Source organism: Moraxella sp. K127, assembly GCF_015223095.1.
GTDB lineage: Bacteria > Pseudomonadota > Gammaproteobacteria > Pseudomonadales > Moraxellaceae > Moraxella.
Map to the genome: position 1 here is coordinate 1 of NZ_JADFBZ010000037.1, position 21,195 is coordinate 21,195.

Annotated in this window: 20 protein-coding genes; 4 read left to right on the plus strand and 16 right to left on the minus strand. The window is 43.9% G+C overall.

Features of this window, described 5'->3' with window-relative positions; genetic code table 11:
• The first annotated feature begins 56 nt into the window (after positions 1-56).
• Positions 57-1,214, plus strand: a complete 1,158-nt coding sequence (locus IM753_RS08845; protein ID WP_194109113.1) for a cupin domain-containing protein — start codon at positions 57-59, stop codon at positions 1,212-1,214.
• Positions 1,215-1,501: 287 nt separating this feature from the next.
• Positions 1,502-2,872: an AarF/ABC1/UbiB kinase family protein gene (locus IM753_RS08850; protein ID WP_194109114.1), complete on the plus strand. Its 1,371-nt coding sequence runs from the start codon at positions 1,502-1,504 to the stop codon at positions 2,870-2,872.
• A 14-nt stretch (positions 2,873-2,886) separates the two neighbouring features.
• Here the strand turns inward: IM753_RS08850 and IM753_RS08855 are convergent, their stop codons facing one another.
• From IM753_RS08855 to IM753_RS08865, 3 genes are all read right to left on the minus strand, one after another.
• Entirely contained in the window at positions 2,887-3,774 is an 888-nt protein-coding gene (locus IM753_RS08855) for a LysR family transcriptional regulator (RefSeq protein WP_083108390.1), read from the minus strand.
• 770 nt (positions 3,775-4,544) lie between these two features.
• A complete protein-coding gene (locus tag IM753_RS08860; RefSeq protein WP_065256329.1) occupies positions 4,545-5,456 on the minus strand; it encodes a lysine exporter LysO family protein in 912 nt (303 codons plus the stop codon).
• A 191-nt stretch (positions 5,457-5,647) separates the two neighbouring features.
• Positions 5,648-6,517 (minus strand): neutral zinc metallopeptidase, encoded by an 870-nt coding sequence (locus IM753_RS08865; RefSeq protein ID WP_227514730.1) that lies wholly within the window; start codon positions 6,515-6,517, stop codon positions 5,648-5,650.
• Between the two features lie 156 nt (positions 6,518-6,673).
• Here IM753_RS08865 and IM753_RS08870 point away from each other — a divergent pair, with 156 nt between their 5' ends.
• Positions 6,674-7,357: an alpha/beta hydrolase gene (locus tag IM753_RS08870; protein WP_062498034.1), complete on the plus strand. Its 684-nt coding sequence runs from the start codon at positions 6,674-6,676 to the stop codon at positions 7,355-7,357.
• Between the two features lie 186 nt (positions 7,358-7,543).
• Here IM753_RS08870 and IM753_RS08875 read toward each other — a convergent pair whose 3' ends face one another.
• The 9 genes from IM753_RS08875 to IM753_RS08915 all read right to left on the minus strand — a co-directional run bounded on the left by IM753_RS08875 (position 7,544) and on the right by IM753_RS08915 (position 13,996).
• Positions 7,544-8,071: a hypothetical protein gene (locus tag IM753_RS08875; RefSeq protein WP_062498036.1), complete on the minus strand. Its 528-nt coding sequence runs from the start codon at positions 8,069-8,071 to the stop codon at positions 7,544-7,546.
• Positions 8,072-8,190: 119 nt separating this feature from the next.
• On the minus strand, positions 8,191-9,600 hold the full coding sequence (gene glnA, locus IM753_RS08880) for a type I glutamate--ammonia ligase (RefSeq protein ID WP_065256330.1): 1,410 nt from the start codon (positions 9,598-9,600) through the stop codon (positions 8,191-8,193).
• 374 nt (positions 9,601-9,974) lie between these two features.
• Entirely contained in the window at positions 9,975-10,280 is a 306-nt protein-coding gene (locus IM753_RS08885) for a hypothetical protein (RefSeq protein ID WP_062498046.1), read from the minus strand.
• Positions 10,281-10,301: 21 nt separating this feature from the next.
• The gene (locus IM753_RS08890; protein WP_194109115.1) at positions 10,302-10,817 is read right to left on the minus strand and encodes a hypothetical protein; all 516 of its coding nucleotides are present in this window, start codon (positions 10,815-10,817) and stop codon (positions 10,302-10,304) included.
• A gap of 150 nt (positions 10,818-10,967) precedes the next feature.
• Positions 10,968-11,768, minus strand: a complete 801-nt coding sequence (yghU, locus tag IM753_RS08895; RefSeq protein WP_194109116.1) for a glutathione-dependent disulfide-bond oxidoreductase — start codon at positions 11,766-11,768, stop codon at positions 10,968-10,970.
• Between the two features lie 14 nt (positions 11,769-11,782).
• Positions 11,783-12,304 carry a hypothetical protein gene (locus tag IM753_RS08900; protein ID WP_227713118.1) on the minus strand — a complete coding sequence of 174 codons (522 nt, stop codon included), beginning with the start codon at positions 12,302-12,304 and terminating at the stop codon, positions 11,783-11,785.
• A gap of 42 nt (positions 12,305-12,346) precedes the next feature.
• Entirely contained in the window at positions 12,347-12,823 is a 477-nt protein-coding gene (locus tag IM753_RS08905) for a hypothetical protein (protein WP_194109118.1), read from the minus strand.
• 2 nt (positions 12,824-12,825) lie between these two features.
• On the minus strand, positions 12,826-13,374 hold the full coding sequence (locus IM753_RS08910; RefSeq protein WP_194109119.1) for a hypothetical protein: 549 nt from the start codon (positions 13,372-13,374) through the stop codon (positions 12,826-12,828).
• Positions 13,367-13,996 (minus strand): GDSL-type esterase/lipase family protein, encoded by a 630-nt coding sequence (locus IM753_RS08915; RefSeq protein WP_065256336.1) that lies wholly within the window; start codon positions 13,994-13,996, stop codon positions 13,367-13,369. Before IM753_RS08915 ends, IM753_RS08910 begins: the two co-directional genes overlap by 8 nt.
• Before the next feature lie 136 nt (positions 13,997-14,132).
• Between IM753_RS08915 and IM753_RS08920 the strand changes: the two genes are divergently transcribed.
• Positions 14,133-14,837 (plus strand): hypothetical protein, encoded by a 705-nt coding sequence (locus IM753_RS08920; protein WP_065256337.1) that lies wholly within the window; start codon positions 14,133-14,135, stop codon positions 14,835-14,837.
• 48 nt (positions 14,838-14,885) lie between these two features.
• Here IM753_RS08920 and IM753_RS08925 read toward each other — a convergent pair whose 3' ends face one another.
• The 4 genes from IM753_RS08925 to IM753_RS08940 all read right to left on the minus strand — a co-directional run bounded on the left by IM753_RS08925 (position 14,886) and on the right by IM753_RS08940 (position 21,192).
• A complete protein-coding gene (locus tag IM753_RS08925; protein ID WP_065256338.1) occupies positions 14,886-16,538 on the minus strand; it encodes a dihydrolipoyllysine-residue acetyltransferase in 1,653 nt (550 codons plus the stop codon).
• Positions 16,539-16,549: 11 nt separating this feature from the next.
• Positions 16,550-19,381, minus strand: a complete 2,832-nt coding sequence (gene aceE, locus IM753_RS08930) for a pyruvate dehydrogenase (acetyl-transferring), homodimeric type (RefSeq protein ID WP_194109120.1) — start codon at positions 19,379-19,381, stop codon at positions 16,550-16,552.
• A 505-nt stretch (positions 19,382-19,886) separates the two neighbouring features.
• A complete protein-coding gene (locus tag IM753_RS08935) occupies positions 19,887-20,417 on the minus strand; it encodes a hypothetical protein (RefSeq protein ID WP_194109121.1) in 531 nt (176 codons plus the stop codon).
• Between the two features lie 244 nt (positions 20,418-20,661).
• Complete coding sequence (locus tag IM753_RS08940) at positions 20,662-21,192, minus strand: tRNA (cytidine(34)-2'-O)-methyltransferase (RefSeq protein ID WP_065256341.1); 531 nt, start codon at positions 21,190-21,192, stop codon at positions 20,662-20,664.
• Positions 21,193-21,195: the final 3 nt, after the last annotated feature.

Below are 21,195 nucleotides of genomic sequence, written 5' to 3' on the forward strand. Positions count from 1 at the left end.
TAATAACGTACTTTTTAAACCACAACTAAATTTATTTTTATCAAAAAGAGACACCCATGACCGACAAACTGCCCTTTTGCTTACCTGCCGACATCACGCCCGAGATTTTCTTAAAAGAATATTGGCAAAAAAAGCCCCTACTTATCAAAAACGGCTTACCTGCCCTTGTGGGTATGTTTGAGCCGACAGACGTGCTGGATTTGGCGATAGAAGACGGCGTGTCAGCACGGCTTATCGCCCAAAAAGACGACAATCCAAACCAATGGACGCTTAAAAATTCGCCTTTGACCGAGCAAGACTTGCAAGACACGCCACGCCTGTGGACGGTATTGGTGCAAAACCTAGAACAATGGTCGCCCGAGCTTGGCGAGCTGTGGCAAGCCTTTGATTTTATTCCAAAATGGCAACAAGACGACATCATGGTGTCGGTCGCTGGGGCGGGTGGTTCGGTGGGTGAGCATTATGACGAATATGACGTATTTTTGGCACAAGGCTATGGCTCTCGCCGTTGGACGCTTGGCAAAATATGCGATAGCGACACGCCATTTATCGAAGGTCAGCCCATTCGCCTGCTTGACGACATGGGGCAGATTATTTTTGATGAAATCCTAGAAGCAGGGGATGTTTTGTATGTACCGCCACGCCTTAGCCATTATGGGGTTGCCCAAGACGACTGCTTGACGTTTAGCTTTGGGTTTCGCCGTCCCAACATGGTGCAAATCCTAGACGAAGTGGCAGACGTTGCCACAGGCGAACATGCCCTATTCTCTCCGCTTATCCTGCCCCAAACCTTGCAAGACAATGCTTATGAACTCACGAACGAGAGCATTTCTGCCATAAAAAATGAGCTTATCAATTTGCTAAATTCTGATAAAGGCAACGCCATTTTAACCCAAGCATTGAGTGAGTTGGTTAGCAAACGCCAGTATGATTTAGTCGCCTTTGATGATGAGCTTGCCCCCGATGAGCTAGCCGAACGCTTACAAAATGGCGAATGCCTGATGATAAATCCTGCCTGCCGATTTGTCCGACAAAATGACGATTGGTACATCAATGGCGAATGCGTGTGTTTTAATGACAATGAATTGGCACTGATTGACCGCTTTACCGATAATGACGTGATTACATTTGATGACTTATCTTGTGATTTGGACGATGAATTATTGGCAAGTTGTGCAGATTGGTTAAATGATAAGTGGCTGATTTTGATTTGATTCATTGGTATTATCTCATTAAATATATTGGGCGAATCACATTCGCCCAATATATTTAATACTTTATACAGGGCAAATTGCAATTTACCCCTACAAAATATCCAAAAAGTATAATTAAGCAACAATGCCAATTCATTTAACTTAGCCCATTTAAATACCAAGCAACAAACTTAGCATTTTTATACCACCAACACCCACCCCAATCACGCCCTACCCCCAAAAGAGCATAGCCAAAACCCCCATTTTCTGCTATAATCCCGCCCAATTTTAAATGATTTAGCACCCCAATGACCGACAAAAAGCCCCTAGATACCGTCAAAACGTCCACCTTTTCTCGCCAGTTAAGCATTGCCAAAACCTCCCTAAACATCGGCAAAAACTGGGCGAAAAGTGGTGTTACGGGGCTTTTTTTATCCAAAGAACAGCGAGAACTCCAAAAGCACACGCTCATGCAAGAGCAGGCGGATTATTTGGTGGCAGAGCTTGGCAAATTAAAAGGGTCAGTTGTCAAAGTCGGACAAATGCTGGCATTATATGGCGAGCATATGCTTCCCCGTGAAGTCGTCAATGCCCTGCACACCCTAGACGCCCAGACCGCCCCACTGGCGTGGCACATCATCTATCAGACGATACGGGCGGAGCTGGGCGAGCGGATTGATGATTTTGAGATTGAGCGGACACCCATTGGCACGGCAAGTCTTGCCCAAGTCCACAAAGCCACGCACAAATATTCAGGGCGAGAAGTCGTCCTAAAAGTCCAATACCCCAATGTCGCCCACGCCATTGATTCGGATTTGTCGTTATTTAAGCATTTATTAAAAGTAACCAATGCCGTCCCCCAGACCAAAACCCTAGATGACTGGTTTGGCGAGATTAGGCAGTTATTACATCGGGAAGTGGATTATGTCATGGAAGCGAACACCACCAAGCGATTTGCCGATTATCTCAAAGACGACGAGCGGTATATCGTACCGACCATTTATGACAATTATTCCACGCCCCGCCTGATTTGTATGAGTTATGAAGCAGGCATTCATTTAAATGACCCTACCCTACAATCATTAAATCAAACACGCCGTAATCACTTAGGGCAATCCGCCATTGACATTGTCATACGAGAGATTTTTGAATGGGGCGAGATGCAAACTGACCCCAATTTTGGTAATTATTTGGTCAGGCTTGATGATACCACCCAACAAGACAAATTGGTGCTCTTAGACTTTGGGGCGATTAAACAATTTGATGACAAACTATTAACCATTGCCAAAAACCTACTCATCGCAGGTCATCATCAAGACAAAACGATGATGAAAAACGCCATGACCGGCTATGATTTTTTTGACAAATTAACGGGCAAACCCCAAGATGACGTGGCGGACGTGCTACTCATGGCGTGTGAGCCATTTGCCAACAGTGACACCGTGGACAGCGAATATCTCGATGATGACAAATATATCTGGGCAAAGAGCGACCTGTATCAGCGTGTCATGACCACCGCCAAATCAGGCATGCAGTCGCTAGAATTTAGCCTACCGCCCAAAGAGCTGATGTTTATCAGTCGCAAATTTATCGGGGCATACGCCCTACTCTCGGCATTAGACAGCCGTACGGACGCTGATGGATTGGTCAAACGCCATGTTGCAAAAAACGCTCAATGATGAGCGTTTTGTTTTTATTCAAGATTAGCAAAATGCTTTACCAAAATATCCAAACAGCGTTGCACTTTGATGGGTTGAAATTCTTTATCGGGTAGTCTTGCCACCAATGCCAAGGGCGGTAGTTCATGCCCTGCCAATACGTTTTTAAGCTCGCCACTTTGGACAAATGGCTTAGCGTCCAAGGCATTGACCTTGATGATGCCTTGGTGCGACATGGCAAGGTTTAGGGCGATTTTGGAGCTGTTGGTGCTAAGACGACTTTTTATGGCGACTGTCTCGCCTGTGGCAAAAGCTATCGTGCGATTGCCGTCTAACAAAATAAAATCCTGCTCAGCCAAATCATCAATGCTGTGGATGGGTGTATGCCTATCTAGGTAGTCGCCTGATGCCAATAGCAATTGTGGCACATGGGCAAGTAGTACGTCATTTTTGCCGTGCTCGCCCACGTCTTTGATGTCCACAAAGCCCACACAGATATCCACACGGTCGTGAGTCATGTCAAGCTCTTCGCCACGCACCATGAAGTTGAGCGACAACGATTCATTTTGTGCCAACCAATCTGCCAAAGCAGGCATGAGATACTGGCAAGCCACCTGTGGCGTGGTCGCAATGGTTAGGTTGCCCATGACTTCATCACGCAAACGACTTGCTTGATGCCAACCCATCTCGGCTGCCGTTACCATTTTTAAGGCTGACTGGTAAAATAACTCGCCCACTTCGGTGAGACTAACTCTGCGTGTCGAGCGTTGCAGTAACACCGCCCCAAGCTCATTTTCTAATGAACGAATCTGCTGACTGACCGCACTCGTGGTAATATCAAGCTCTCTGGCGGCACCACTAAATGAACCATGCTTTGCCACCGCCACAAAAACCGCCATCGCTCGCAAATTATCTAACATCATACCTAGCCCCTTATTTACCCCTACTGCAATTAACCACCTATCATCATTTATCTGACAAACTTGTAAAACAAGGACAAACCAAATGTTTAATCAGACCCGTTAGCAACCTTTGCAAGCACCTTTTAATATTTGATCACGCTTTAACTTTTTATCACGCTTTAACTTTTTCATGAGCAAATAATTATTAGCTGGCAAGCTGGCAAGCTGGCAAGCTGGCAAGCTGGCAAGCTGGCAAGCTGGCAAGCTGGCAAGCTGGCAAGCTGGCAAGCTGGCAAGCTGGCAAGCTGGCAAGCTGGCAAGCATTATAACAAGAATTTTTTTATAAATCAAATATCTAACATTTAAATATTGTTATTTTTTATAAAAAATTTTATCATTTATCTTATAAAAAATAACAAAATAACAATAAATATTCATAAAATTTTTAAAAAAATATTTTATAAAAAAATAAAAAATTTAATAAAATTAAATTATAAATCATTGAAAATTAAAGATTATTTTATTTTTTAACAAAAAATTTATTTTTAAAAAGTAATTTTATTTATAAAAAATATTGCTGGATTAATACCTAAAAATAGCATATAATAGCAAAATTAATTTTCAATATTTTTTATAAAAAACCATCATAAAAATCAAGTGATAATTTATTAAAAATTGTAAAAATAATCATTGATTTCTTTAATAAACTTTCTTTGATTTTATATTATGATAAGATGATTGTTTATTAAATTTATATTAATAGTTTTTTAATAAAATCTTAATAAAAATACCTAAGACAAACTGGCAAAAAACACCATCAAAATGGGAGAGAGAAGATTGGTAATAAAGCCAAAGCTGATGACTAGCGGAATGATAGAAGCCCCACCTGCCTGCGTGAGTGTTGGCAGAGTAAAGTCAAGGCTGGTCACACCCCCAAGCCCTATCGCTGCCGATGATGAATGTCGCATGACCCATGGGATAAAGATGAGTGCCAGCACTTCTCGCCCCAAGTCATTTAGCAGTGCCACACTCCCCCATACCGCCCCATAAGCGTCCGTCATGATCGTGCCTGAGAGCGAATACCAACCAAAACCCGATGACAACGCCAAGCCCTGAGCCACTGATACATCATCAAAAAGCAGGGCAAAAAGAACGCCCGAGAGCAGTGTCACCCCCATAAAAATCAAGCTGATTTGCAAGCCCCGCTTATTTAGCAGTGCTTGTTTGAGACTGACGCCTGAGCCTTTGAGTGAAACACCCACCAAAAACAACAGTAGCATGAGTAGCACCGTCGTGGTCTTCTCTGGTGGGTGCCACGTGGTAGGTAAAAACTTAGCAATAATAAAGCCCATCGCCAAACACAGGATTTGGGTCAGACTGCCATGAATGCTGACATTAGGCTTGGCGGTCGGGCTTGGCTGTGAGCGATACTGGCAAGGCGATAAGCGGTCAAAAACCACCAAAGCCATCAATCCTGAGCCGATGGTCAACGCCATGAGCACCGACAGATACAGGGCGATATTGGCAAGTTTATGCTGTAAATCATCAACCAATCCCAACTCCATGCCAATCACCACCAAGATGATGAACACCAGATAGTTAAGCCCACGCTCCGCCAAATGCGTGCTTTTTTTGCTGTTTGGCAGGGCAAAACCAACAAACATCGGGGTTAAGATAAGCAGGAGTGTGATGATACCTTGCATGGCGTGACGGTTGGTGAATGATTTTTGAAATATTAAAGAATATGAGCGTAAGATTATAACATTTTTTGATAAATAGACAAGATTTTGATTAAAATTTATTCAAAATGAATGATTGGCGTTCAATACAAGTCCAGACCATGCAATAAAAAGGACGGCAAAAACCGTCCTTGTGTATTTTGCAAATCAAGCACTTAGAGTTGATTGGTGCCAAAGGTGTCGCAGGCTTGGATATCGCCCGTCTCAAACCCTCGATAGAACCAACGCTGACGCTGGGCACTCGTGCCATGAGTAAAACTGTCAGGCACGACGTGTCCGTGCGATTTGTGTTGCAGATAATCATCGCCAATCTTCTCGGCAGCGTCTAGGGCTTCTTCGATGTCGCCCTGTTGTAAAAAGCCGGTGCGTTCATGGTTTTTCTTTGCCCACATGCCTGCAAAGCAGTCGGCTTGCAACTCTTGGCGGACGGACAGCTCATTTGCCTGTCGCTCATTGCCTTGCATTTGGGCTTTTCGCACTTCTTGAGATATTCCAAGCAGTGTCTGAACGTGATGTCCCACTTCATGAGCGATGACATAGGCTTGGGCAAAGTCGCCCACTTGGTCTTGGCGAGACAGCTCGGTACTGCCATGACGCTCACTGCCGATACCCATGTGCCGTCTCATGTCCACAAAAAACTGCGTGTCCAGATACACTTTTTGGTCGGCAGGGCAATAAAAAGGACCGCTGGCAGATGTCGCCGCCCCACACGCTGACTTGACCGAACCTGTGAACATCACCAGTTTTGGTGGCTGATAAGTACCACCGAGTTTTGTAAAAATGGGCGTCCATACGTCTTCGGTATCGGCAAGCACAGTCGCCACGAACTCACGGCTCTCGGCTTGGTCGGCAGTCTCATTAGCAGGGGCGGATTGCTGTTGAGTCGCCTGCCCTATCTGCTGAGTGACCCCCAGCGTGGTCTCAGGGCTAACCCCAAACACTTTCCATGGGACAAGGGCAAGAATGATACTGCCGATACTTAGCCCGCCTGCCTTCATGCCACCACCGCCACGACGGTCTTCGATGTTATTACTCTATCTGCGACCACGCCACTGCATAGCTCACCTATTATCATAAAAAATTAGCCTATTATAAGGCAAAATTGCAAAAAATCTGTAAGAATTTTTAAAAATTATGTATAATTAGGGTATGTCAAACATTGAGCATTGTTAGGAGCTGACATGGTTTCGCTACTTCCTTTTGAAACAGTCATTCACAACCCCAAAGACAAACCCATCGAACACGCCGTGATATGGCTTCATGGCTTAGGGGCGAACGGTCATGATTTCGTGCCTGTCGTGCCTGAGCTTGGGCTGTCTGATGAGCTTGGCGTGCGATTCATTTTTCCGCACGCCCCATCCATTCCTGTGACCGTCAATGGCGGTTATGTCATGCCTGCATGGTATGACATCTTGGAGATGAGCCTAGACAGAAAGGTGGATACCGCCCAAATCAAGGCATCCAGCGAACGTATCAATGACTTGATTGATGAGCAGGTGCGTCTCGGCATACCCAGTCAGAACATCATCATCGCAGGGTTTTCCCAAGGCGGTGCTGTTGCTTATCACAACGCCCTGACCAACAGCCGACCATTGGCAGGACTGCTTGCCTTATCCACTTATCTTGCCACCGAGCAGGAGATTGGCGAGCTTGATATTAATGCGTCCCTGCCTGTTAAAATCGACCATGGCGACTATGATGACGTCGTGCCATCAGTGCTTGGGGTCAAGGCAAGCGAAAAACTCACCGCTTTGGGTCTGTCGCCTGAATTTAAACGCTACGGCATGGCTCATCAAGTATGCATGGAGCAGATTAAAGACATTGGCAAATGGATGAATAAAGTACTTACTTCACTTTCAACTTAAAATGGCAACTTATTGATTATCTGATAGCTATTTTTCGGGTTGTGGGGGCGAATCATATTCGCCCTTGACAAATCAACCACTTAATATAAAGTTGAGAATGGGGTCTTATTTTACAAAAATGTTATCAATGATAGACACACTCTAACAAAGCCCTGTTCATACAGGGCTTTTATTTATGAGTAAGACTTATTTATTTGGTTTGTTTGGCAAATCCCTAAGCTCCCATGTTGGTGTGGATTCATAGACCTTTGGCGGGGCTTGGACTTTGGGGTTTAGACCCACCGCAATCTTATGCCAAATTGACGAATTATCATATGCTTCCCGCTCGGCAATGGCGGCTTTCTTTTTGCGTTGGATTTGGTTGTTTTGAATGACATAGACTGTGCGAGTATCGCTCGCCACCGTTTGGGCATTTTTATCCATCACGATGGCTTCTAGCGTGTACTCGCCTGCCACCAAATCAAGGGTTGGCACACTGGCGGTTAGCCCATCACCCACCACTTTGCCATTTAATAGCACAGCTGTGGTATAGCCCATCTCCAATGTTGGCGACACAGTTGCCTGCACATCAATGCTCTGGGCAGGGCGATGATAGGCACGGTCTTCGGCAGGCTCGGTGATTTGGATGTGATAAGCAAAACTCAATGTCGGCAGGGCAGAGAGTGCCATGCACATTGCTGATTTAAAAAAGGCTGATTTTGAAAAATGAGTCATCTGAATTCCAATGTTACAAATAATCTTATTTTACCCAAAAATCACCGAAAATGCACGCAAAACAAAACGGCATGAACCCAAATTCATGCCGTCTGTCTTTTTAGGGCGTACCCCAGCGATTAGCAACGATAATACATATCAAATTCTAAGGGGTGTACCGCTTCATTGATACGCTGTACTTCTTTCATTTTTAGAGCGATATAGTCGTTAATCATCTCTTTAGTAAAGACTCCACCTTTTAACAAAAAGTCATGGTCATCACGCAGGGCATTTAGTGCCACTTCTAGGTTTTCGGCAACGGTTGGGATAAGCATTTCTTCTTCGGGGGGTAGGTCATATAAGTTCTTATCAGATGCTTCACCAGGGTCGATTTTATTTTCAATGCCGTCAAGCCCTGCCATGAGCAGTGCCGAAAACGCCAAATAAGGGTTAGCAGACGGGTCGGGGAAACGTACTTCCACACGCACCGCTTTGGGGCTATTGACGTGGGGGATACGAATGGACGCCGAGCGGTTGGACGCTGAATACGCCAGTTTAATCGGGGCTTCATAATGTGGCACTAAGCGTTTATAGCTGTTGGTGCTAGGGTTGGTAATGGCATTTAAGGCACGGGCGTGCTTGATGACCCCACCGATAAAGTACAAAGCGGTCTTGGATAGTCCTGCATATTCATCGCCAGAGAACGTATTTACACCGTCTTTTGAGATAGACATATTCACATGCATACCCGACCCGTTGTCGCCAACCAAGGGCTTCGGCATAAAGGTGGCGGTTTTACCAAATTGGTTGGCGACATTTTGCACGATGTATTTAAACTGCTGTACTTCGTCCGCTTTTTTGACCAGCGTATTAAACGAGATACCGATTTCTAGCTGACTGCTCGCCACTTCATGATGATGTACTTCAATGCGACCTTCGCCCATGACTTCATCAATGCGGTCGCACATCACCGCACGCATGTCATGATAATGGTCAATGGGCGGTACGACCGCATACGCCCCTTTGACGGCAGGACGCTGACCGCTGTTGCCCCATGCATAGTCTTTGTTGGTACTCCACGCCGCCGCTTCACTGATGACGGTGTGTCTAGCCCCTGACATATCAATGTCCCATTTGACTTCATCAAAGACAAAAAATTCAGGCTCTGGCCCTATCAAGGCTTTATCGCCTAGACCTGTTGATTTTAGGTACACTTCGGCACGGCGAGCGATAGAGCGTGGGTCTTTGGCATAGCCTTGCATGGTGTCAGGCTCGATGATGTCGCACGCCACCACCACCGTTGGCACTTCAAAAAATGGGTCAAGATAGGCGGTATCAGCGTCCGGCAATAATATCATGTCCGAGCTTTCCACACCTTTCCACCCTGCCACGCTTGATGCGTCAAACATCTTACCGTCTTCTAGGGTGTCTTCGTCCACGCTGTATGCAGGAAAGGTTAGGTGCATTTCTTTGCCGTGCGTGTCGGTAAAGCGAAAATCCACCCATTTCGCCCCTGATGATTCAATCAAGTCAAGTAACTTATTCGCCATGCTCGCTCCAAATTTGTAACTTAGTTAATCGGTTAAACTGTCATAATTTACCACCGTTAGGCGGTTTATGCAAATGGTATTTTATGATAAATTAGGGCGTGCCTGCCCTTTATAACACTATTTACAATTTAGACATAATTTAGAAATAAATCAACCGTTTTTGCATGAAAAATGGCTATCCGACCACTTAACTGTGTGATTTTAAGATTTTTTACTTAATTTTTAAAATTAAGTGGTCGGATTGTTTTTCATAATAAAAAACTTGCTTGGATAAAATGATAATCAGCCTACGTTTTTCCTTGAAAAACGGGCGATTTCCCCTATTTTTCATTGCAAATACAAAAGGCAGGCACGCCCTAGATTAATTCACAAAATTAATCTGGTAAATTCATCTGCGACTGGTCAGGATTTAGCCCAAAATAAAACACAAAAGTCGCCACCACACTATTTGCCAAAATAAATGCCAAATCCAAGCTCTCATGCCCCATCACAAACCGCCCAAGCAGTGCCGATACCGCAAGCATCACCACAAAACACGCCAATAATAGCTGTATCATGGTCGGGTGCGTGAGTGTGTAATTTGTGCCCGCTTTGCGTTTGGGATTTAGGATTTTTAAATTTATCATAAATCCGATGACGTATACCGCACTACCTAATATCAAATAACCAAGAAAACCCATCTCTATTTACCTTAATTCACCTTATCCGCCCAACCGTTTGCAATGAGCCGTTTTTTGTTTTATCTCGCCATAATTAATCGCCCCCAGCTCATAACTAAAATTATCTTTATCAATCATCGTTACCGCTTGTATGATTGGGCTATTTTCTCTAAACATCTCTGTAAATAAAGCCTGCATTTCTGGTTCTTTCTCATATTCTCGCTGTTTTGATATGGCATTATAAATCATCACATGATTAATATTCCCCACATTTACTGTCAAATTCTTACCATCAAAATCCCAATTATCTTGCGTACTCATAAAGACGGATTGAATATCTACCCCTTGATAAATCTGCCGAGTTTCGCCATAACCCACCGAACGCCCATCGGCAAAGAAATGTGTCATATTTTGACTTTTGGTAACATTGCCGTCCACTTGCTCTATCAATAAATCGCATTGCCATGTTCCCACCAAATCATCTTTATGAAAAGTCGTATTGGCATAAGTCATGGTTGCCATCAGAGTTATGATACTGGTGATAAATAATTTTTGCATGGTTAATATTTATTCCTATGTTTTTAATATTAAAATGACTAATATAAATTAAGCGATAATTTTTAATTTGATATAGGGCAAATTAATTCACCCCATATCAAAAACAATTAACCAATCATCAATCAATCTTTTAAATTGACATTGGCTTTATTATGCCAACGGCAATAATTCCAACTTCTCGCCCTGCTCTACCGCCTTGCGATTTTTTATGGTCGTTGCCCAGCGTATGACGTTTTGGTATTCATGTACACTCAAAAACTCAGACGCATCGTACTTGGCATAGTCATTCTCGCCAATGTACAAATTGCCTAGCACCAACGCCCCATACCACGGATAAATCGCCATGTCAGCAATACTGTACTCGCCCGCCATATAGTCATGCTCTGCCAAATGCTTGTCCAGCACATCAAGTTGGCGTTTGGTTTCCATCGCATAGCGGTTAATGGCGTACTCAATCGGCTCGGGAGCGTAGGCATAAAAATGCCCAAAACCACCACCAACAAAGGGAGCTGACCCCATTTGCCACATGAGCCACGAGAGCATTTGGGCGTGGTCGGTTGGATTTTTTGGTAAAAATTTATCAAACTTTTGGGCAAGATAAAGCAGTATCGCCCCACTCTCAAACACCGATATGGGCGTATCGGTGCTATAATCCACCAGTGCAGGGATTTTTGAGTTGGGGTTAATATTCACAAAGCCTGTGCCAAACTGCTCGCCATTCATGATATTGATTTTAAAGGCGTCATAGTCAAGTAGCCCCAACGCCTTTAACTCTTCTAAGATGATATTGACCTTAATGCCGTTGGGCGTGTTTAGGCTGTATAACTGATAAGGCTTATCACCTTTTGGCAAGGTCTGTTCGTGTCTTGCTCCTGCGGTCGGTCGGTTGATACCGCCGAATTTTCCACCCATGTCATTGGGCGTCCAAACTTTTGGGGGTGTGTAGCTCATAACTTTACTCCAAATTAAATTTTACGTTTACAATGATTATTTTCAATATCAACTGGAAAATCCTCATCAATACCTTCAAAAGCACCAATATAAGTATCTTTGTCGATAAAACGAATGCGAACCATCATTTCATCTACCATCTCTTTTTCAAAATTTGCCCGCTCTATGATGGATTTTGCAATCAAAATTGAATCCTTGCTGTGCTTGGGAAAATCGTCTGTACTGTTGTAATTTGGCATATCCACCACATAAGATTGAACAATCCCATCATAATAAACAACCTTATCGCCCATCACACGATATTTAAACAACATTCTGATGGTGTCTATTTGATAAAAATCATCATCTTTATCCCATTGATACACAATAGATTTTTCGGACAATATGCCATCATCACGAAATTCAATATCGCTGGTATAGTGAAAATATTCATCTTCTATGCCCTTGCATTCCCATTTACCCACCAAACTCTGTTCAAGATTTGCCATTGCTAATGTTGGCAAGAACAAAATACATGCAAGAAAATTTTTAAGCATTATTATCTCCAATTAATATACAATCAATCATTAAAACCAAACTTATTTTAAGCGTTGGCAATGCCCTTCATAACCATTTTCAAAATAATAACGGTGCTTATCTTTGCCATCAAATTCAATATAATGCCAATTGTTTTCTTCAAAACTCTCCATCATCAATGCCTTACCTTCTGCATTTACTTCATCGTCAAATTTATAAAAACCACCATCAGGTAAAATAAAATAATATTGATAATAAGTGATGTCTGGATTTCTCATCAATAGCTTATTATCTTTGAATTGCCATTGATAATTCATGATACTAAATTCTAATTCAGGCAAATGATTTACTTTTTCTTTGATTTCCATAAACTCCGTTGCCGTGCCATCGGCATGATAACGCATGAGTGCTTTTACCGAATGATATTCACTATCTGCCACGCAATGCCAATCACCTACCACATCGGGGGCAGATATACCACTATTTGCTAAGGCTGTCATGGGTAATATCATCGCCCATACCAAAAGAAATTTTTGCATGATTATTCCTTATAAAAACCAAATAAACCTTGTTTATGACACGTAGTAAATATCTGACTGTCCACATCATTCATAATAAAAGATTTTTTATTGATAAAATGAATGTCAAACGCTCTTTTATTAATGTCATTATTCATCATGTCTTGCACCATTGGCAAGGATTTTTGTAAGGCGATATTTGCCTGCTCCAAATCATATTTATTGGCATTTGGCATTCTGACGGCATAATTATGAAATTGATGATTGCCATAATGCAGGGTCTCTTGTGCCAATGTCCATGATGATTTGGCAATAGCAGATTCTATTTGGTAGGCATAATCGCTAGGCTGTCCATAATAAATGCGGATATGCTCGTGCATGGTGTGGTTTTTAAAAAACTGCAACTGACTTTCTTGTTTGATGAGCGGATTGGCGTGTTTGACATGGCATTGCCATTTGCCAATTAGGGCTTTATCGCTATCGGCATGGAGGCTGTATGACGGATTGGCAAAACCCATGATTGGCAGTATCATGCACAGGCTTAGACTGGCACTCATCATGCGTTTAGACATAGCCAATTTCCTTTAAAAACTGATATAATTCATCGGCAAATTTGGCATACCCTGCCCCATTGGCGTGGATTTGGTCGGATTTGAGCTTGTCGTCCGATAGGATATTTGACCATGCTTTTTCAAGTAACGGCACATTCATCTCGTCCGCCACGTCTTTATAAACAGGGTTGTCGCTTGCCTTACCAAACAACGCACTGGCGGACAAATGTGGCTCTGCAATCAGCACCACAGGGATATTTTTGTCTTGTAGAGTCTTGATAATGCTTACCAAATTGGCACGGGTTTCGCTCGCATTTACTCGCCTTAGCACGTCATTACCGCCAATGCCTAGTAGTACCAATTTGGGATTTTCGCTAATCACGCTGTCCATGCGGTTTAACACGTCTTTGGTCGTATCGCCATTGACCCCCATATTGATGATGTTCCAGCCTGTTTTTTGGGCAAGGATAACAGGATAGCTTTGGGATTTGTCCGCCCCATAGCCAAAGGTAAGACTGTCGCCCAATGCCACCACCCTACTGCCTTGGGCAAGTTTGGCGACTTTGGGCGTCTCACTACACGCCATCGCTAGAACGATGGGCGAAATGACAAGGATCTTTAAAAATAATCGGCGATTGGTCATAAGTTTTTACTTAACTAAAAATAATTTTTACTTAACTAAAAATAAACAGTATTGCAAATGCAGTCATAATTTTCAAGTGTAATTTTGTAGCAATTTATAAAAACAAATGCTAAAATAATAAAAAAGGAACAAATCAATGAAATTAAAAACAAAAACTTCCATTATTGCAATGATTGCTTTAATAACGTCATCAATCATTGGCTATGCTTATTATTATAATCCAGAAAAGGTCATTGTCAGAACTTTTTGCCAAAATATTGATGACAATATCATTACTTTAAAAATAGAGAACAGTCAAAGTTGTCAATCCTATTTTTATAATGATGGTTGGCTATCAAAATATCGGCGTAACGCATTAAAAAAGGTATTTTTATCTGATGATTTTCGTATTGTCAGCACCTTTGAAGTCAAAGAGCAAACGCTCGGCAGTTTAACTTTTATCCATACCAAAAGCGAATATCGTTTTTCATCAGATATTTCATCACAATCCACAACCCTATTAAATCACATCACACAACAAGAAGTTAAGACGACAGAACTTATCAATCCAAACTATGAACCCGCCATTAAAATCCAAATCAAAGAACAATTTAAAGAAAAAATTATTGGCTATCAAAATTTGGAAGGTGCTAGCGATTGGCACGGATTACCAAAAAATAATAACGAATTAGAATTATGGCTAAATGATAAAAACATTAACGACATTTACCAAACAGGTTTTTTAAATGCGGATTTAACCTTAACATATTGTGCCAATAGTGGCGGTGGGCGTGATGATACTTTTCAAGACTGTATTTCTATTGTTGCCAAAGAATATTTAGTTGATGGCATTTTAAAGTAACAAAAAGGACGAAAATTTCCGTCCTTTTTGTATTAAAACTTCACCCAATCAAAGTAAAATCTTTCTTGGATCAGCCAAAAGTTTGGCAATATAGCGAGTAAACACCGCCGCATCTGCTCCGTTAATCGTACGGTGGTCGTATGACAACGATAGCGGTAGCATAAGACGTGGTTCAAACTCTTTGCCGTTCCAACGTGGCTGATAGGTAGATTCAGAAATCCCCAAAATCGCCACTTGTGGGTGATTGACAAGCGGTGTGAAGTAAGTACCGCCCATGTTGCCTTGGCTTGAAATGGTGAATGACGCACCTTGCAAGTCTTTGGCAGACAGTTTCTTGTCACGGGCTTTTTTGGCAAGCTCGCCAATCTCAATGGCAAGCTGGCGAATGCCTTTGGCTTGGGCATCACGAATCACAGGCACAATCAAGCCGTCATCGGTCGCAACCGCAATACCCATATTCACCGATTTACGGATAATCATTTGGGTGTTGTCATCCGACACATGGCTGTTGAATTTGGGGTGCTGAGTCAGAGCATACGCAACCGCCTTAACAATAAACGCCAAAATGGTCAAGCCCACGCCTTGTGCCTTAAACTCGGCTTTTAGCTCGTTACGCATGGCTTCGGTGTCGGTAATGTCCGCCAAATCAAACTGCGTAACCTGTGGCAGTAGCGTGTTTAGGTTAAGCTGTGGGATAGAGACTTTTTGCAGGCGGGATAGGTCTTGGACTTCAATCTCACCCCAAATCTCAAGGTTCCCCATGTCAGGCAGTAGTGGCAGGCTAATCGCCGAACCGCTTGCCATGTTGGCAGTAGGCTTGGTGCTGGCGGTGCTGATGACCGACTTGACATAGCCAAACAAGTCTTCTTTTAGGATACGACCGTGTGGGGCAGTCCCCTTAACAAGGCTAATATCCACACCCAATTCACGAGCCAACTTACGCACGGCAGGTCCTGCGTGAGCGTCTTTGGCACGAGCGTTGACTTCCGCTTCTGGCAGTTTGGCACTATTTGCAGGGGTGGACGTTTGGGCAGGAGCTTGGGCTTTTGGTGCTTCTGTCTTAGGCGTATCAGCTTTAACTTCTGCTTTGGTTTCGCTTGGAGCGGACGCGGCAGGGGCAGAACCGCCTTTAATGGTAATAAAGGCTTGACCGTTGGTTACGGTGTCGCCAGCATTTACCAAAATTGCCTCGACCACGCCGTCAAGTGGGGCTGGCACTTCCACAGATGCTTTGTCAGACTCAACAAGTAACAAAGATTGACCTTCTGTTACGCTGTCGCCAACCTTGACAAGCACTTCGGCAACTTCGGCACTATCCACACCCAAGTCAGGTAGGTTATGCGTTTGGCTTGCACCGCCTGAAACGGCACTTGGGACTGGCTCGGATTTTGACTCTTCGGCTTTTGGAGCTTGTGGCTCTTCTTTTGGTTCTTGTGGGGCTTCTTGAACTTCGGCTTTTGAAGTAGAGTCAGATTGACCTGCTTCTACCTCAAAAAGGGCTGTACCCTCAGAAATGCTATCGCCAACTTTTACCAAAACAGCGGTTACGGTACCGCCCACAGGGGACGGCACTTCTACGGACGCTTTGTCAGATTCTGCCAAAATTAGGCTGTCATTTTCAGAGATAACATCTCCAACTTTAACAAGCACTTCTGCCACTTCGGCACTGTCTACACCCAAATCGGGGGCTTTAATTTGCATGATTTGTCTCCTTATTTGGGTTCGGTAATGTTGCTGTCGTTAAGCAGTTTGGCATCTGCTTTGTCCTCGCTACGCCCTTCGGTACTAATGGCACTGTCTGGCTCATCTTTTAGTTCAGGCACTTCTTTTGGTGTCGGACGTGCAGGTGCTGGGGCATCTGGATAGTAGTCATGATGTGGCTGTGGCTGCCATGCAGGGGCTTGGTCAACGTCAATGCCAAAGCTAGAAATGGCATCTTTGACCAAACGCACGTCAATCTCACCCTCGTCCGCCAATTTTTTCAATGTGGCAACCACGATGTGGGCTGCATCCACATTAAAGAAACTACGCAAGTTGGCACGAGTGTCCGAACGTCCAAAGCCATCTGTACCTAATGTGGTATAAGGACGGCTGTCAGGCAACCAACCACGCACCTGCTCTGGGAAGTTACGCACATAATCGGTAGCAGCAACCACGATGCCTTTGTGCGGGGCAAGTTGTTTGGTAACCCAAGGCAGTTTTGGCTCGTCCGTTGGGTGTAAGCGGTTGTAATCATCGCACGCCATACCATCACGGGTAAGCTCATTAAAGCTCGTTACACTCCATACGTTAGCTTTGATGTTAAATTCTTCTGCCAAAATACGAGCCGCTTTTTGAACTTCTCTTAGAATCACGCCAGAACCTAACAGTTGAACTTGGGTTGAACCGTTGTCTTCTAATAGGTACATACCACGTTTGATACCTTCTTCAATGGCTTGTCTGTTGTCGCCAATGGCAGGTTGGTCGTAGTTTTCGTTCATGAGCGTGATGTAGTAGTACACACGTTCACCATTGCCATACATACGTTTTAGACCGTCATGCATGATAACGGCAAGTTCATAACCGAAGCATGGGTCGTACGTTACGCAGTTTGGCACGGTGCCAAATAGGATGTGGCTGTGTCCGTCTTGGTGCTGTAAACCCTCGCCGTTTAGCGTGGTACGTCCTGCGGTCGCCCCAAACAAGAAGCCTTGGGCTTGCATATCGCCTGCCGCCCATGCTAGGTCGCCAATACGCTGGAAGCCAAACATTGAGTAGTAAATATACATCGGAATCATCGGCAGAGCGTTGGTTGAGTAGCTTGTGGCAAGGCTAATCCACGAACTCATCGCCCCCGCTTCGTTGATACCCTCTTCTAGCATATGCCCGTCTTTGGCTTCTTTGTAGCCCATGAGTGCTTCGGCATCTTCGGCAACGTAGTTTTGACCAACTGATGAATAAATGCCAAGCTGACGGAACATGCCTTCTAGACCAAAGGTACGAGCTTCATCAGGGACAATCGGCACAACGTATTTGTTTAGCCCTTTGTCTTTTAATAGTGCTGACAGCAAACGCACAAATACCATCGTGGTAGATTGTTCTTTGCCTTTACTGCCTTGGAGCACACCGTCAAACACAGACAATTCGGGGATTTCTAGTGGGATATGACCGCTACGGCGAGCAGGCAAGTGTCCGCCCAAAGATTCACGGCGACCCATTAGGTATTTGTATTCAGGACTGTCTTCGCTTGGGCGATAAAATGGCAGGTTTTGCAATTCATCATCGCTGATTGGTAGGTCAAATCTGTCACGGAAGTATTTTAGACCGCTCTCGTCTAGTTTTTTAAGTTGGTGAGCTTTGTTTACCGCTTGGATTTGCTTGGATAGACCATAGCCTTTGACAGTTTTGACAAGGATTACGGTTGGCTGACCCTTGGTTTTCATGGCTTCAGCATAAGCAGCGTAGACCTTTTTAGGGTCGTGTCCGCCACGGTTTAGACGCATGATTTCATCATCAGACAGGGCAGACGCCATATCCGCAAGCTCTGGATATTTACCAAAGAATTCTTTGCGGACAAAAGCACCATCACGAGCGGTATAAAGCTGATACTCGCCATCCACCACTTCTTCCATGCGTTGTTTTAAGGCACCTGATGTGTCTTTGGCAAGCAGGCTATCCCAATGGTCGCCCCAGATGACTTTAATCACACGCCAGCCTGCCCCACGGAACACAGATTCTAACTCTTGGATGATTTTGCCATTACCACGCACAGGCCCGTCAAGGCGTTGTAGGTTACAGTTGATGACCCAAATCAGGTTATCAAGTTTTTCACGACCTGCCATTGAGATGGCACCCAAGCTCTCAGGCTCGTCCGTCTCACCGTCGCCCAAGAACGCCCACACTTTGCGGTCTTCGTCTTTGATAAGGCTACGGTTGGTTAGGTACTTTTGGGCACGGGCTTGATAAATACTCATCAAAGGTCCAAGACCCATAGATACGGTGGGGAATTGCCAGTAGTCGGGCATGAGATAGGGGTGTGGATAGCTTGACAAGCCTTTGCCGTCCACTTCACGGCGGAAATTTTTGAGCTGTTCTTCGGACAGACGACCTTCCATGAACGAACGGGCGTACATACCAGGGGCTCCATGACCTTGATAATAAATCATGTCGCCACCGTGGTTCTCGCTCGGAGCTCGCCAAAAGTGGTTAAAACCTGTCTCATACAGGGTCGCCGATGACGCGAATGTCGCCAAATGCCCACCCAAATCATCATCGTTTAGGTTGGCACGCATGACCATCGCTAGGGCGTTATAACGCATGATTGAGCGGATTTTACGCTCTAGGTGCAAATCCCCTGGGTAGGCAGGCTCATCTTCAACAGGAATGGTATTGATATAAGCCGTTTCTAGGCGGTTAAATGGCAAGCCTTCTTGTACTGCTTTGTTATATAAGGCTTTTAATAAGAATTGAGCCCGCTCTTTGTCGGCGTTTTTGATGACCGACTCAAATGCATCAAGCCACTCTTGGGTTTCTACATGGTCGGAATCGTTGTAATAGGTCGTCATAAAATTTTCCTACTGTTGTGAATGCTAAGATGAACTTAGCGATGAATGTCAAACACAGATAGCTTGACAGAAAACTGTGTCACTTTTGTGAAAAGCTGTCATAAAAGCTAATTTTAGGGCGTGTTGAACTTTGGTATTTGCAATGAAAAATGAGAAAAATCGCACGTTTTTCAAGGAAAAAACGTAGGCTGATAGTTATTCTATCAGACAAGTTTTTGACGATGAAAAACAAGATTTAGCCATTTTTCATGCAAAAATTGATTGAAATTGTTAAACTTTCATCTTATTTTATAAGAATGTTATCAATGTTCAACACGCCCTAGCCATATATTATAAAAGACTTTGCCTAAAATTTGTTATGTCTTTTGGTAAATGTTTATCATTGGACTATTTTTTAAATAAATAGTGAAAATAAATTTTGGGTGAAATCATAACAGACATCTCACCCCAAGCCCACTAGCCAAACACCGTATTATCTACCACCAAAGGATGACAACAGGACAAGTTACTGATAAAACGCCTGTACTTTTTTCTCGCCATCTTTGACAATGTCCACAGGCGTATCATCGCACGGCACTTGATAAATGGTGTTCGCCCCTTTAAAAATATAGACCACATAAGGACTGTCAAGCAGTGGATTGATGTTTTGACTGGCGTCCTTGACCTTTGCCAATACCATCATCTCATCAGGGCGTGCCAGTACACGCTCGACATCAGATTTATCAAGCGATAAGGCATTCACACCAAAATACTCCCACGCCTTATCCACGCTTATCTCGTCCAAAGGTTCGGGGTTATCCCACAGCGTTTTTGCCCCGTCAGGCTCTTTCATTTGCATGACAAAACTGCCTGCTTGCTTGCTCACTTTTATTTGAGCAGGGCTGTTTTTCTCAACGCTATAACAGCCGACAAATGTCCCTGCCTGCCCATCTGCTTTGGCAGTCGGGGCGTTATCGGTTGGGGCTGATTGGTTGCAGGCGGTTAAGCCAAGGGCAAAGAGAATGGATAGGATACAAGAATAAGATTTGATAGACATGGTGTGACTAATAAAGGTTAAGTTAAATTGGTTTGTGTTGGTTTTTGATTTTAGATGATTTTATTAATTTTAAAAGCAAAATCATCAATTGCTGGCATAAATTGAAAAGTTGAATTTATCAAAGGGTAAATTTTGGTATTTTCCATCGATAATACTTTTGGACGGACTTGTAGGGGCAAATTGCAATTTACCCTTTGATAAAGTGTTGATTTTTGGGCAAATAAATTACCCCAATACGTCTAGCTCACTCGGGACGGCTAGACAGACGATGATAACCCACGCTCTCTCCAACATCGCCGACAAACCCAAGCTGTCGCCACACTTCATACAGACAAATTGCCACGCTGTTAGATAGGTTAAGACTGCGAGAGTCGGGGAGCATGGGCAGTCTTAGCCAGTTACCCGCCCCGATGTCATCACGCACATCAGACGGTAGTCCGTCTGTCTCCGAGCCGAACACCAGTGCCACCGAGCTGTTACCAACTTTAAAATCATAATCATAAAACGGACGGCTAAACTTGGTCGTCATCGCCACGACCGTATCCACGCCCACACTTGTCAAATAGGCACGGCACGCCTGCCAGTCATCATGTACTTGCATGTTGGCGTATTCATGATAATCCAGTCCCGCCCGTCTTAGCTTTTTATCATCAAGCTCAAAAGCTAAGGGCTTGATAAGGTGCAGTTTTGCCCCTGTATTGGCACACAGACGAATGGCGTTGCCGGTGTTATTGGGGATTTTAGGAGTATAGAGAACGATATGGATTTGTTTCATGGT

Coding starts and splice junctions, on each gene's coding strand:
- IM753_RS08845 (WP_194109113.1), top strand. CDS start 57: ATGACCGACAAACTGCCCTTTTGCTTACCTGCCGACATCACGCCCGAG.
- IM753_RS08850 (WP_194109114.1), top strand. CDS start 1,502: ATGACCGACAAAAAGCCCCTAGATACCGTCAAAACGTCCACCTTTTCT.
- IM753_RS08855 (WP_083108390.1), bottom strand. CDS start 3,774: ATGATGTTAGATAATTTGCGAGCGATGGCGGTTTTTGTGGCGGTGGCA.
- IM753_RS08860 (WP_065256329.1), bottom strand. CDS start 5,456: ATGCAAGGTATCATCACACTCCTGCTTATCTTAACCCCGATGTTTGTT.
- IM753_RS08870 (WP_062498034.1), top strand. CDS start 6,674: ATGGTTTCGCTACTTCCTTTTGAAACAGTCATTCACAACCCCAAAGAC.
- IM753_RS08875 (WP_062498036.1), bottom strand. CDS start 8,071: ATGACTCATTTTTCAAAATCAGCCTTTTTTAAATCAGCAATGTGCATG.
- glnA (WP_065256330.1), bottom strand. CDS start 9,600: ATGGCGAATAAGTTACTTGACTTGATTGAATCATCAGGGGCGAAATGG.
- IM753_RS08885 (WP_062498046.1), bottom strand. CDS start 10,280: ATGGGTTTTCTTGGTTATTTGATATTAGGTAGTGCGGTATACGTCATC.
- IM753_RS08890 (WP_194109115.1), bottom strand. CDS start 10,817: ATGCAAAAATTATTTATCACCAGTATCATAACTCTGATGGCAACCATG.
- yghU (WP_194109116.1), bottom strand. CDS start 11,768: ATGAGCTACACACCCCCAAAAGTTTGGACGCCCAATGACATGGGTGGA.
- IM753_RS08900 (WP_227713118.1), bottom strand. CDS start 12,304: ATGCTTAAAAATTTTCTTGCATGTATTTTGTTCTTGCCAACATTAGCA.
- IM753_RS08905 (WP_194109118.1), bottom strand. CDS start 12,823: ATGCAAAAATTTCTTTTGGTATGGGCGATGATATTACCCATGACAGCC.
- IM753_RS08910 (WP_194109119.1), bottom strand. CDS start 13,374: ATGTCTAAACGCATGATGAGTGCCAGTCTAAGCCTGTGCATGATACTG.
- IM753_RS08915 (WP_065256336.1), bottom strand. CDS start 13,996: ATGACCAATCGCCGATTATTTTTAAAGATCCTTGTCATTTCGCCCATC.
- IM753_RS08920 (WP_065256337.1), top strand. CDS start 14,133: ATGAAATTAAAAACAAAAACTTCCATTATTGCAATGATTGCTTTAATA.
- IM753_RS08925 (WP_065256338.1), bottom strand. CDS start 16,538: ATGCAAATTAAAGCCCCCGATTTGGGTGTAGACAGTGCCGAAGTGGCA.
- aceE (WP_194109120.1), bottom strand. CDS start 19,381: ATGACGACCTATTACAACGATTCCGACCATGTAGAAACCCAAGAGTGG.
- IM753_RS08935 (WP_194109121.1), bottom strand. CDS start 20,417: ATGTCTATCAAATCTTATTCTTGTATCCTATCCATTCTCTTTGCCCTT.
- IM753_RS08940 (WP_065256341.1), bottom strand. CDS start 21,192: ATGAAACAAATCCATATCGTTCTCTATACTCCTAAAATCCCCAATAAC.